Origin of the sequence: Pseudomonas neuropathica (assembly GCF_051174785.1) — a bacterium.
GTDB classification, from domain to species: domain Bacteria; phylum Pseudomonadota; class Gammaproteobacteria; order Pseudomonadales; family Pseudomonadaceae; genus Aquipseudomonas; species Aquipseudomonas neuropathica_A.
In genome coordinates this window covers 5344943-5357254 of sequence record NZ_CP195111.1, presented here as the reverse complement: position 1 = coordinate 5357254, position 12312 = coordinate 5344943, and the positions used below count along the sequence as shown (strand labels likewise).

At 58.1% G+C, this 12312-nt stretch carries 12 protein-coding genes and 1 tRNA gene; 4 read left to right on the top strand and 9 right to left on the bottom strand.

Translation table 11 applies throughout. The annotated features are described in order from the left end of the window. Nucleotides 1-26: 26 nt before the first annotated feature. The 4 genes from ACRRSD_RS24265 to ACRRSD_RS24250 form a co-directional block, all read right to left on the bottom strand. Nucleotides 27-398, bottom strand: a complete 372-nt coding sequence (locus ACRRSD_RS24265) for a bacteriocin (protein WP_435035750.1) — start codon at nucleotides 396-398, stop codon at nucleotides 27-29. A gap of 324 nt (nucleotides 399-722) precedes the next feature. Continuing rightward, the gene (locus ACRRSD_RS24260; protein ID WP_077571808.1) at nucleotides 723-911 is read right to left on the bottom strand and encodes a hypothetical protein; all 189 of its coding nucleotides are present in this window, start codon (nucleotides 909-911) and stop codon (nucleotides 723-725) included. Nucleotides 912-1162: 251 nt separating this feature from the next. Next, entirely contained in the window at nucleotides 1163-1483 is a 321-nt protein-coding gene (locus tag ACRRSD_RS24255) for a YbjQ family protein (RefSeq protein WP_435035748.1), read from the bottom strand. A gap of 140 nt (nucleotides 1484-1623) precedes the next feature. Next, nucleotides 1624-1713, bottom strand: a tRNA-Ser gene (locus tag ACRRSD_RS24250). Between the two features lie 295 nt (nucleotides 1714-2008). On the opposite strand from ACRRSD_RS24250, the gene ACRRSD_RS24245 reads away from it, so the two are divergent. The 3 genes from ACRRSD_RS24245 (at nucleotide 2009) to ACRRSD_RS24235 (ending at nucleotide 4742) form a co-directional block, all read left to right on the top strand. Beyond that, on the top strand, nucleotides 2009-2698 hold the full coding sequence (locus ACRRSD_RS24245) for a crotonase/enoyl-CoA hydratase family protein (protein ID WP_435035747.1): 690 nt from the start codon (nucleotides 2009-2011) through the stop codon (nucleotides 2696-2698). A gap of 216 nt (nucleotides 2699-2914) precedes the next feature. After that, on the top strand, nucleotides 2915-3637 hold the full coding sequence (locus tag ACRRSD_RS24240; RefSeq protein WP_435035745.1) for a lysophospholipid acyltransferase family protein: 723 nt from the start codon (nucleotides 2915-2917) through the stop codon (nucleotides 3635-3637). 133 nt (nucleotides 3638-3770) lie between these two features. Then, nucleotides 3771-4742 carry a magnesium and cobalt transport protein CorA gene (locus ACRRSD_RS24235; protein ID WP_038366894.1) on the top strand — a complete coding sequence of 324 codons (972 nt, stop codon included), beginning with the start codon at nucleotides 3771-3773 and terminating at the stop codon, nucleotides 4740-4742. Nucleotides 4743-4849: 107 nt separating this feature from the next. On the opposite strand, the gene ACRRSD_RS24230 is transcribed toward ACRRSD_RS24235, so the two are convergent. The 3 genes from ACRRSD_RS24230 to ACRRSD_RS24220 form a co-directional block, all read right to left on the bottom strand. Beyond that, nucleotides 4850-5572 carry an amidotransferase gene (locus tag ACRRSD_RS24230; protein WP_435035743.1) on the bottom strand — a complete coding sequence of 241 codons (723 nt, stop codon included), beginning with the start codon at nucleotides 5570-5572 and terminating at the stop codon, nucleotides 4850-4852. A gap of 92 nt (nucleotides 5573-5664) precedes the next feature. Then, nucleotides 5665-7809: a 3-hydroxyacyl-CoA dehydrogenase NAD-binding domain-containing protein gene (locus tag ACRRSD_RS24225; RefSeq protein WP_435035741.1), complete on the bottom strand. Its 2145-nt coding sequence runs from the start codon at nucleotides 7807-7809 to the stop codon at nucleotides 5665-5667. A gap of 24 nt (nucleotides 7810-7833) precedes the next feature. Further along, nucleotides 7834-9039: an acetyl-CoA C-acetyltransferase gene (locus ACRRSD_RS24220; protein ID WP_435035740.1), complete on the bottom strand. Its 1206-nt coding sequence runs from the start codon at nucleotides 9037-9039 to the stop codon at nucleotides 7834-7836. 585 nt (nucleotides 9040-9624) lie between these two features. Here ACRRSD_RS24220 and ACRRSD_RS24215 point away from each other — a divergent pair. Next, nucleotides 9625-10446 carry a c-type cytochrome gene (locus ACRRSD_RS24215; protein ID WP_435038536.1) on the top strand — a complete coding sequence of 274 codons (822 nt, stop codon included), beginning with the start codon at nucleotides 9625-9627 and terminating at the stop codon, nucleotides 10444-10446. Between the two features lie 112 nt (nucleotides 10447-10558). Here ACRRSD_RS24215 and ACRRSD_RS24210 read toward each other — a convergent pair whose 3' ends face one another. Together ACRRSD_RS24210 and ACRRSD_RS24205 are read right to left on the bottom strand one after the other, a co-directional pair. Then, entirely contained in the window at nucleotides 10559-11362 is an 804-nt protein-coding gene (locus ACRRSD_RS24210; RefSeq protein ID WP_034151732.1) for a transglutaminase family protein, read from the bottom strand. Continuing rightward, nucleotides 11359-12309 carry an alpha-E domain-containing protein gene (locus tag ACRRSD_RS24205; RefSeq protein WP_016982907.1) on the bottom strand — a complete coding sequence of 317 codons (951 nt, stop codon included), beginning with the start codon at nucleotides 12307-12309 and terminating at the stop codon, nucleotides 11359-11361. Before ACRRSD_RS24205 ends, ACRRSD_RS24210 begins: the two co-directional genes overlap by 4 nt. Between the last annotated feature and the right edge of the window lie 3 nt (nucleotides 12310-12312).

Sequence of the window (12312 nt, the reverse complement as noted above, 5' to 3'; positions counted from 1 at the left end):
GGGCTTTTTCGGACAAACGATCAGTCTCAGTGACGCTTGTGACCTTTGGACAAGTTGCTGCCCACTGCGCCGCCAGCTGCGCCACCCAGGCCTGCACCAATCGTGGCGCCGTTCTTGCCGCCCAGGCTATTGCCGATCACCGAACCACCGGCTGCGCCAACACCGCCGCCAATCGCCGCTTTGGTCCGGCTCCCCTTGCGCGCCGCCACTGCGCTGCCCGCCGCGCCTGCTACACCGGCACCAATGGCCGCGCCAGTGCTGCCGCCCATTTTCTGGCCGACGACATTACCCAGTGCGCCACCCAGACCACCGCCCAGCGCAGCGGTGCCATCACCGGCAGCCATTGCACCTTGAGCAACCAGAAGGCCCAGAAACAGAGCAGGCAGTGTTAAACGCATGACGAAAACCTCGAAAATTGGGATGACGAAAAGGGCCGGGATTTAATGCCGTCGCGGCGCAAAAGTCCAGACGAAATCAGAGGCTTCGCGCACTCGGCGCCGATTGGACAGCGATTCTGCAAAAGGTTTTATGACAGGCAAAAAAAAGCCCGCTGGGGAGACGGGCTGGAGACTTGCTTTCTAACGGATGGCTTCACCCTACTGCGGCAGACGTGAAAAGTTTGTGAAATCCAGCCACATCCGCCAAACATCGTCCGTAAGATATTTCCTCGACCGTTCAAGCATAAAAAACCCCGTTCAATGACGAGGTTATTCAGAGAATGATTATTTTCTGGATCGCGCAGTGACCTTGGGCAGGAATTTAGCCTTCGGTCCTTTAGGTGCCGTGGATTTGATCTTGCCGATTTGCACCGGATCCTCGCCAAAACCTGACTGGTATTCGGTCTGACCGCACCGTACACAGTTATTGAAGGAAAATTCAGCGCCATCGTCTTCGATATACGGACCAGTCATATCCTTTCCCCTTCGCAACAGACCGATACCGGCAAAAACTCTTTTGCCTGAAAAAATACCGACCTCCTCTGCTTTTGAGACTAGTCGGTCATTCCTGGACTTGTAATTCAGATCAGCTGCGCCCGACGAATGGCCTGCAAAACTTAAACACACCGATGAACTGCTGTGGCCCTCACGCCGCAGAGCTGAACGCAGACAAAAAAGACCTCATTCAACTTCTGAATGGGCTCACAAGCCTATTTGACCAAAACTCAGCGCAACTTCACCGCCGTCCCCGTCGCAAACACCACCACCATACCGCCCTTGCCGCCGGGCATGCTGATCTCGAAATCCACTCCAACCACCGCATCCGCCTGCAGAGCACGTGCGCGCTCCCTGATTTCTTCGGTCGCCTGAATACGCGCCTCCTTCAACGCCCGCTCCAGCGTCTGCGAACGCCCACCGAAAAAATCGCGCATACCGGCAAACAAGTCGCGAATCACATTGACGCCCTGCACTGATTCCGCGCTGACAATGTCCAGATATGCAGTGATCTGTCGCCCTTCAATGCCGTGAGTGGTCGAAATGATCATGGAAGTCGTCCTTTTACCGGTCAATAAACCCGCAATTGTAATACTCAAAAAAGCATCTTTCCGCGCCCGAGAAATTTCAGACGCCAGAAACCACAAAACCCCTGACTTCTTTCGAAATCAGGGGTTTTGTGTGCTGAATATGGCGGTGAAGGAGAGATTCGAACTCTCGATACAGTTTCCTGTATACACACTTTCCAGGCGTGCTCCTTAAGCCACTCGGACACTTCACCGTATCTCTTCAAACATGTTCTGTCTGTCGAGGCGCGCTAATGTAGTCGAAAGCTTTTGCGATGGCAAACTTTTTTTCAGAATTTTCATGCGGTTAAGAGAAAAAGTCGTTTCGCCCGCTGGCAGGCCATGCCAAACCGGCCAATCTTCGGTGGGCACAACCCTTCTATATAGAAGCAGGATGCCTCGCTACGCTGGGTGGGCCGGGAAACGGTGACTGGCGGGTCAGTCACGGCGCTTTACCTGGCCTGCGGCGGTGGGTAACGTCTGCCCATCTTTCTTACAAGGAATAGCGTCATGAGTGAGTTGATTTCCTACCACCTCGAAGACGGTATCGCGACCCTGACCTTGAGCAACGGCAAGGTCAATGCCATTTCTCCGGACGTGATTGCGGCATTTAACGCGGCGCTGGATCAGGCGGTAAGTGATCGTGCCATCGTGATCATTACCGGTCAGCCGGGGATTCTGTCCGGCGGCTATGACCTGAAAGTGATGACCGCCGGACCTAAAGAGGCCGTGTCGCTGGTGACTGCGGGTTCGACCTTGGCGCGTCGCCTGCTTTCTCACCCGTTCCCGGTGATCGTCGCGTGCCCGGGTCATGCTGTGGCGAAAGGCGCTTTCATTCTGTTGTCTGCTGATTACCGCATCGGTGTCGACGGCCCGTTCAGCATCGGTCTGAACGAAGTACAGATCGGCATGACCATGCACCACGCCGGTATCGAGCTGGCGCGTGATCGTCTGCGTCGCTCGGCGTTCCACCGCTCGGTGATCAACGGCGAGATGTTCGATCCGCAAAGCGCGGTGGATGCCGGTTTCCTCGACAAGGTAGTTTCCGCCGAGGAACTGCAAGGCGCCGCCCTCGCCGCTGCGCGCCAACTGAAGAAGATCAACATGCTTGCGCACAAAAACACCAAGTTGAAAGTACGCAAGGCGCTGCTGGAAACCCTGGATAACGCGATCATCCAGGATCAGGAACATCTCGGTTAACCCCAGACACATGCAATAAAGAAAAGCCCGACCATCGTGTCGGGCTTTTTCTTGCACGCTCGGTTGAAGACGCCGTGGCTGCTCTAGGACGGGTCTGACAAGCACGTCTGAAACATGCGCTTAAACATCGGCTATCTCCGCACTCTATAGCGGCAATTGCCGAAAACAGTGCACATCCGTACACTGCGCCACCTTTTGTCCCGGTGTGGCCTGAAAATGCTGTTCGTGTTTCGTATGTTATTGATGGGCCTGCACTTTATTCTGGCCGGCGTGCTCGGAGTGATTCTCGGGATCTGCCGCCCGTTCAATCCGGACAACAGCCGTCTGTGCGCCCGCCTCTACGCATTGCCGGCGATGTGCATTTTGCGTCTGCGGGTGAAATCCGATGTCAGCGGTTTGATGAACAAGCCTGACAGCTGCGTGATCATCGCTAACCACCAGTCCAACTATGACCTGTTCGTGTTTGGCAACGTAGTGCCGCGCCGTACCGTGTGCATCGGCAAAAAGAGCCTGAAGTGGGTGCCGCTGTTCGGACAATTGTTCTGGCTTGCCGGCAATGTGTTGATCGACCGTGGCAATGCGCACAAGGCGCGCCAATCGATGCTCACCACGACCAATACCTTGCAGAACGAAGACACCTCGATCTGGGTGTTCCCGGAAGGCACGCGTAACCTCGGCGAAGAATTGCTGCCCTTCAAGAAAGGTGCGTTTCAGATGGCAATTGCTGCCGGGGTGCCGATCGTTCCGGTTTGCGTCAGCAGTTACATCAAGCACATGCGCCTGAATAGCTGGCGCAGCGGGAAAATCCTCATACGCTCGTTGCCGGCAATTCCTACAGCCGGATTGACCATGGATGACATGCCGATGCTCATCAATCAGTGCCGCGAACAGATGCGCGAGTGCATTGAATCGATGGACCGGCAACTGCAAGCCGCCTGAAAAGAAAACCCGCCTTGTGCGGGTTTTCTTTTCAGGCTGAACTGTACAGATTTCACTGACTCTCAAGCAGCGACACGGCTAAGCTGAAGCCTTGTATTCCCTGCCACCTGCCAAGAAGAAGTGAATCACCACCATGGGTCGAGTTGTTGCTGCTGCGGTGTACAGCGCAGGCAAGAAAGTCACCAATATTTCCCTCGACGAAGGCGCTGCCTGGGCCGCGAAAACCGGTCACTTTGTCTGGATCGGTCTGGAAGAGCCTGACGCTCAGGAACTGTCCAATCTGCAACGTCAGTTCAACCTGCACGAACTGGCCATCGAAGATGCCCTAGAAAAACACAGTCGACCGAAACTGGAAACCTTTGGCGATGCTTTGTTTATCGTCACCTACTCGCCCATCCGTGAAAACGGCGTTCTGCAATTTATCGAGACGCACATCTTTGCCGGCAAGGGCTACATCATCACCGCGCGAAACGGCCACTCGGCGTCCTACGCCCATGTCCGCCAACGCTGTGAGGCACGTCCGCTACTGCTGGAGCACGGGGAAGATTTCGTACTCTATGCGCTACTCGATTTTGTCATCGAGAACTATCAGCCCGTCGGCGAAGCGATCCATGCCGAAATTGATGAGCTGGAGCGCAACGTGTTGTGTAGCGCGTTGAATGAGCGTGACATTCAGAAGCTGCACGGCTTGCGCCGCGATGTCGTGCGCCTGCGTCGGTACGCAGCGCCGATGGTGGAGATTGGCGAGGAACTGCAGAAGCTGAGCTTCCCGTTTATCGACAAGAATATGCGCCCGTATTTCCGCGATGTGCAGATCCACGTCACGCGGCAAATGGAGGACCTAAGCACCCTGGCCGACATTGCCAGCCAGACCATCGAGATTGGCGTGCTGCTCGAAGCGTCACGGCAAAGCGTGGTGCAGCGCAAGTTTGCCGCCTGGGCGGCGATTCTGGCGTTTCCGACGGCGGTGGCGGGAATTTACGGGATGAACTTCCAGAACATGCCGGAGTTGAGCTGGCACTACGGCTATTTCGGTGTGCTAGGGTTTATTACCGTGGGATGTGTGAGTTTGTGGGCGAGTTTCAAGAAGTCGGGGTGGTTGTAGAGCAGACCGAGTTGTCTGGAACATTCGCGAGCAGGCTCGCTCCCACATTGATCGGCGGCGCATCGAAGACTTGATGTGGGAGCGAGCCTGCTCGAGAAGCTTTTGCCTTAGACAGTTTCTGGCTTGTGCGCCACAAACCGCATCATCCATTCCGCAACCGTAGCGCCATGGTGTTCCTGCTCCAGACTCGCCACGCCTTTGCTGTAGATCTGCGAGCCCAACGCTTCCTGACGCAGATCCAGCAGCGCACGCGAATAATCGTGGATGAATTCCGGGTGGCCCTGGAAGCACAACACCTGATCGTTGATGTGGTAAGCCGCAAACGGGCAAAAATCGCTGGAAGCAATGACCGTGGCGTTTTCTGGTAGTGCAGTGACCTGATCCTGGTGACTGATCAGCAGTGTCAGCTCTTCGCGTACAGGACTCATCCACGGCGCCTTGGCCGCGAGTTTGTAATTGTGGGTGCCAACACCCCAACCTTGCGTTGCGCGCTCGCTCTTGCCACCGAGCAGTAGCGCCAGCAGTTGGTGGCCGAAGCACACACCGAGCAGTTTGTCGCCACGCTTGTATCGGTTCAGCAGGTATTCCTTGAGGGTTTGAATCCACGGGTCGGTGCCGAACGAATCGGCCTTGCTGCCGGTGACCAGGTACGCGTCAAAGGTCAGGTCGTCGCTTGGGTATTCGCCCTGCATCACGTTGTAAACGGTGAACTCGGCGGCAATCGGTTGCTGCGAAAACAGGCGCTGGAACATCTGCCCGTAACCCTGATATTGATCGACCAATTCCGGACGCAGGATGTCGGTTTCGAGAATGCAGATGCGTAGCGACATAAAAAATACCTGACACGTGATGGGAATAATGAACACCCCAGAGCCTGCCCTGAAACACCCAGACAAGGCAAGCCCCGGAATGCTCATTGCCCTTAGAACATTTCACCTTTTGCCGCTTTATCCAGCAGCAACGCAGGCGGCGCGAAACGCTCGCCATACTGCTCGGCCAGATACTGCGCGCGAGCGACAAAATCTTTCACGCCGTACTGGTTGATGAACTGCAACGCACCGCCGGTCCACGGCGCAAACCCGATACCGAAAATCGAGCCGACGTTGGCATCCGCTGTCGAGGTCAGCACACTCTCCTCCACACAGCGCACGGTTTCGATGGCTTGCACGAAAAGCAACCGATCACGCACGTCTTTGGGCGAAATCTGCCCGTCGGGCTTCTCGAAGCACACCTTCAGTTCAGGCCACAAATGTTTCTGCCCGCCCGCCGGGTAATCATAGAAACCGCCACCTGCGGCTTTGCCCGGGCGCTTGTATTCGTTGAGCAGCAAGTCAATCACGGCGAAGGCCGGGTGCTCAATCAGCGGCTTCCCTTCTGCCTGTAGGTCTTTAGCGGTTTGCTGGCGGATATGGCTCATCAGGCTGAGGGAAACTTCGTCAGAGATCGCCAGAGGCCCGACCGGCATGCCGGCCTTGCGCGCCTCGGTTTCGATCATCGGCGCACTCACGCCTTCGCCAAGCATGGCGATGCCTTCGTTGGTGAACGTGCCGAACACCCGCGAGGTGAAGAAGCCGCGACTATCATTGACCACGATCGGCGTTTTCTTGATTTGCAGAACGAAATCGAAACCTCGGGCGAGGGTTTCATCACTGGTGCTCGCGCCTTTGATGATTTCCACCAGCGGCATTTTTTCCACCGGACTGAAGAAATGCAGGCCGATGAATTTGCCAGGATCAGGCACAGCCGCTGCCAACCCAGTAATCGGCAGTGTCGACGTATTCGACGCAATCACGGCTTCGGCACCCACCACCCGCTGGGCGGCCGAAGATACCTTGGCCTTGAGCTCGCGATCTTCAAACACCGCTTCGATGATCAAATCGCAACCCGCCAGATCAGCGTCACTTTCCGTGGCATGAATACGCGCCAGCACCGCTTCGCGCTTCGACGCATCCATCTGTCCGCGAGCGACCTTCTTGTCCAGCAACGCCGCAGAATGTGCTTTGCCCTTCTCAGCGGCCGCCAGATTGATGTCCTTGAGCACCACCTCTATGCCCGCCGACGCACTGACAAAAGCAATCCCGGCACCCATCATGCCCGCGCCGAGCACGCCAACCTTGCGCGTGACACACGGCGCAAAACCCTGCGGCCGCGAGCCTCCGGCGTTAATTTCATTGAGTTGAAACCAGAAGGTGCCAATCAGGTTTTTCGAAATCTGCCCTGTGGTCAGTTCGGTGAAGTAACGGGTTTCGATCAAGTGCGCGGTGTCGAAATCGACCTGAGCACCTTCGACTGCCGCACAGAGAGTCTTCTCCGGCGCCGGCATTGTTCCTTGGGTCTTGCTACGTAGAATCGACGGCGCAATCGCCAGCATCTGCGCGACTTTCGGATTCGACGGCGTGCCGCCAGGAATCTGATAACCCTTTACATCCCAACGTTGCACTGCCGTCGGATTGGCAAAAATCCAGGCGCGTGCCTTGGCCAGCAGTTCATCGCGATCCGCTGCCAGCTCATCAATCAAACCGGCCTGCAACGCCTGTTGCGGACGGACTTTCTTGCCTTCGAGCAGATACGGCAGCGCCTTCTCGATGCCCAGCATGCGCACCATGCGCACCACCCCGCCGCCGCCCGGCAGCAGGCCGAGAGTAACTTCCGGCAGACCGAGTTGCACCGCTGCATCGTCCAACGCCACGCGGTGGTGACAGGCGAGACAGATTTCCCAACCACCGCCCAGCGCCGCGCCGTTGATCGCTGCGACAACCGGTTTGCCGAGGGTTTCCAGAGTGCGTAACTGCGCTTTGAGGGTCAGCACCATGTCGTAGAAAGCTTTGGCTTCTGGCTTGCCGACTTTGATCAGCTCGTTGAGGTCGCCGCCAGCGAAGAAAGTTTTCTTCGCTGAGGTGATGATCACGCCGGCAATACTGTCTTTTTCCGCCACCAGACGGGCAACGCACGCGGCCATGGCCTCGCGGTACACGGCGTTCATGGTATTGGCGCTCTGGCCCGGCATGTCGATGGTCAGCACGACGATCGCGTCCTGGCCTTTTTCGTAACGAATGGCTTCGCTCATAACAAGGTTCCTTGTATTCGGGGCTCAGAGGCGTTCGATGATGGTGGCAATGCCCATACCGCCGCCGACGCACAGCGTCGCCAGGCCATAGCGCAGACGTCGCGCTTCCAGCTCATCGAGCAAGGTGCCGAGAATCGCGCAACCGGTGGCACCCAACGGGTGGCCCATGGCGATGGAGCCACCGTTGACGTTGACCTTGTCCGGGTCAACGGCCATGTCCTTGATGAACTTAAGCACCACCGAGGCAAACGCTTCGTTGACCTCGAACAGGTCGATGTCCTCAACGCGCAACCCGGCCTTGGCCAGTGCCTTGCGCGTTGCCGGCGCAGGGCCGGTGAGCATGATGGTCGGATCGGTACTGGTGACCGCGGTGGCGACAATGCGCGCTCGGGGTTGCAAACCCAGCGCCTGGCCTTTGGCTTCGGAACCAATCAGCATCAGCGCCGCACCGTCGACAATTCCGGAGCTATTGCCCGGTGTGTGCACGTGATTGATCCGCTCGACATGGCTGTAGACCCGCAGCGCCGTCGCGTCGAAACCCATCTGGCCGATCATTTCGAAACTTGGTTTAAGCTTGGCCAAACCTTCAAGGGTGGATTCCGCACGAATGAATTCATCGTGATCGAGCAGGATGATGCCGTTCTGGTCCTGCACAGGTACCAGCGACTTGTTGAACGAGCCGTCAGCCCGCGCCCGTGCGGCTTTCTGCTGCGAGTGCAGCGCGTAGGCATCGACGTCCTGACGACTGAAGCCTTCCAGCGTGGCGATCAGGTCCGCGCCAACACCTTGCGGGGTGAAGTGGCTGTGCAGGTTGGTTTGCGGATCCAGCGCCCAAGCCCCGCCATCGCTGCCCATCGGCACCCGCGACATCGACTCGACGCCACCGACCACCACCAGGTCTTCGAACCCCGAGCGCACTTTCATTGCACCAAGGTTCACCGCTTCCAGTCCCGAGGCGCAGAAACGGTTGATCTGCACGCCCGCCACGCTGACGTCCCAATCGGCCACTTGCACAGCGGTTTTGGCAATATCCGAGCCTTGATCGCCAATCGGCGTGACGCAGCCGAGCACCACGTCATCGACCTGGCTGGTATCCAGCGAGCTGCGTTCTTGCAGCGCGGTCAGCAGACCGGCCAGCAGATTCACCGGTTTGACGCTGTGCAAGGCGCCATCGGCCTTGCCTCTGCCACGGGGCGTGCGTAACGCATCGAATATCAAAGCTTGGGTCATGACGTCCTCGAACCTGTGCGGGGAGTGATTTCTTGTACCTGCACTCTTCGCCCGAGCGCTCCCGGATTCAATGACCACAGCGCTCAATGCGGTTGACCCACACGCTCAGACGGACGGTCATTGGCCAGCGGGTGAACCGGTTCAGGTCGGCGAGTTGTCTAGCCAGCGGGCGGCAAAGAAGCTGGCAATACGCCTCATGCCTTTTTAATCGCAATTGCCAAGCACTCCATATGAAATGGATCTAAGCCAAGCGTGACGCGGCCCCTAATGTAGAACATGTACGTCATGGTCGTCGGGTTTTGCCGGGACAGGCGTTCTTCAACAGGAAGTGCAACGCGTGCCGTCATGGATATGCAGGCAAGCATCAGGAAATAACAATAAAGGCGGTCAAGCCATGTTCAAACAACCGAAAGTTCGTCAAGCAGGACTCATTCTTTTCGCCACGACGCTGTTGTTGATTTTGCCGAATCTGACCAAGGTCATCGGCTGAACCGAGCGGCAGGTGCTGTTTATCGCCACTGAAAATGTGACTGGCCCGCTACCCGGGCCAGCGTGGCTGTGCCAACCTTGGCGCACTCCCACGACATGGACGGCGATCATTTGAAAGCGCTTATTGTGTTCGGGGCCATGCTGCTGAGCATGCCCTTGTCTGCCGCTCAGTTGGATCTGCAACTGGGCGCAAGCAGCCGCACCTGGCAGACCGAGGAATTGCTCAAGCATCCTCAAGTGCAAACCCTGACGATTAAAAACGATGTGTCCTACAAGAAGGACATGACCTATCGCGTCGTGCCCATTGCCGCGTTGCTGGACGGGATCAAACCGCAGGATCACCTGCAAGCGGTGGCACTGGATGGGTTTGCCGCCGAACTGGCCGCTGCGCCATTGCTCAATCGTGAGGGCGCACGGGCCTGGCTGGCGATCGAAGATCCGGCTCAGCCGTGGCCACCGCTGTCGCAAGGCAAGCACAGCGCCGGGCCGTTCTATCTGGTCTGGACCGATCCGCAGGCCGGCCATATCAGCCCGGAGCAGTGGCCGTTCGAAGTCGCAAGCATCAAGCGCATAGCGCCGGTGGCCGAGCGCTTCCCTGCCCTGCTGCCAGATCCTGCACTGAAAGCGGATGACCCGGTGAACCGAGGTTTTGCCCTGTTTCAGAAAAACTGTCTGGCGTGTCACCGGCTGAACGGTGCGGGGGATGCGCAGTTCGGGCCGGATCTGAATATTCCGTATAACCCGACCGAGTATTTTGGTGCGGACTTCCTCAAGCGTTACATTCGCGATCCGCAGAGTTTGCGTCAGTGGCCGCAGGCGAAGATGCCGGGGTTTTCGGCGGAGGTTTTGCCGGAGGGAGATTTGCAAACGTTGGTGGGATATTTGAAACACATGGCTGGGCGCAAGGTTAAGCCGTAACGCCATTTCCCTTGTGGGAGCGAGCCTGCTCGCGAAGGCGGAGTGTCAGACACTGCATCAGTGACCGATAAAACGCTTCGCGAGCAGGCTCGCTCCCACAGGAGTAAGGCGTTTACTGTTGTTGTACGGAGATGACTGGGGTCGGCGAGACGAACACTTTTGCGTGCATCTGCTCACACCCGCCGCCCCGGCGCATGCCGCGCACCGGGCAGGCGTCGAGATAATCGAGGCCCACCGCCAGTTTCAGGTGCCGCTCCGGCCGCGCCAGTTGATTGGTCACGTCAAAGCTGTACCAAGCGTCATCCAGCCACGCTTCTGCCCACGCATGGCTGGCCAGATGCTCGCAATCCTCGCTGTACAAATACCCCGACACATAACGCGACGGAATCCCGAGACTACGTGCGCAAGCCAGAAACGCATGAGCATGATCCTGACAAACCCCGGCACGCCCGGCAAAGGCCTCAGCGGCGCTGGTATCGACTTCGGTCGAACCGGGCGTGTAGGTCATGTGCTGATTCAAACCGTGCATCAGATCGATCAGCGCCGTGCGATCGCGCCGCTGCTTGCAGGACTTCTCGGCGAATGCGCGCAACGCCTCATCCGCCTCGGTCAATCGGGTAAAGCGCAGGAACGGCAGCGCCGACTGGCTCTCATGTTCGGCCTCGCGCAGTTCGTCGATATCGACCTGCCCGCGCGCGCCGATGATGATCGCTTCGTGCGGCTCATCCATGGTCAGCACATGCAGGATGTTGCCGAACGGATCGAGCTGCGCGCGCACCGGGCGTGGCAGGTCGAGCTGCCAGCTCAACACGTGCTGACGCTCGCTGTCGTGGGGTGTCAGTCGCAGGTACTGGATGCTCGCCCGCACCTGATCTTCGTAGTGATAGGTGGTCTCGTGGCTTATGGAAAGTCTCATGCAGCCTCCAGGTAGGAACTGTGAATGGCGTTGCCCAACTGGCGCACCAGCGGGATGAATTCGGTCAGCCAGGCGTGCAGGCCTTCCTCGAGAATTTCGTTGATGCCGGTGTAGCGCAGACGCGCGTCCATTTCCGCCGCCAGACGCTGCGCCGGGCGACCGTTGGCGCCGGGTAACTGCGCGAGGATCTGGTCGATCTCCTCAGTGCAGGCGCGCAGCGAACGCGGAACATCGGCGCGCAACAGCAACAACTCGGCAACATGCCGGGCGCCCGGCGCATCACGGTAGATTTCGGTGTAGGCCTCGAATGACGACAAGGCGCGCAACAAGGCACTCCACTGGTAATAGGCGTGGGCCGTGCCGTCGCTGACCGCTTCGGCTTGATCACCGGCCATTTCATAGCGGGCATCGAGCAAGCGCAGCGTGTTGTCCGCGCGTTCGATAAAGGTGCCGAGGCGAATAAAGCGAAACGCATCGTTGCGCATGATCGTGCCGTACGACGCGCCCCGGAACAGGTGTGAACGCTCCTTGATCCACTCGCAGAAACGGCTCATGCCGTAGCGGCTCAGGCCTTGCTCGGCGATCCCGCGAATCTCCAGCCACGTAGAGTTGATGTTCTCCCACATGTCCGCCGTGATGCGTCCGCGCACGGCGTGCGCACTGGCCCGCGCCGCGCCGAGGCAACTGTAGATACTCGCCGGGTTGGCCGCATCGAGAGCGAAAAAGTGCAGCAGGCGTTCAGCATGTAGCGCGCCGTGACGTTCCAGATAATCGTCGAGGGTGCCGGTGATCAACAGCGGCATGGCCAATTCGTGCAAACCATCGCCGCGACCGTCCTGCGGCATCAGCGACAGCGAATAACTGATGTCGAGCATCCGTGCGAGATTTTCCGCCCGCTCCAGGTAACGCGACATCCAATACAGATCCGAGGCAGTTCTACTTAACATGGC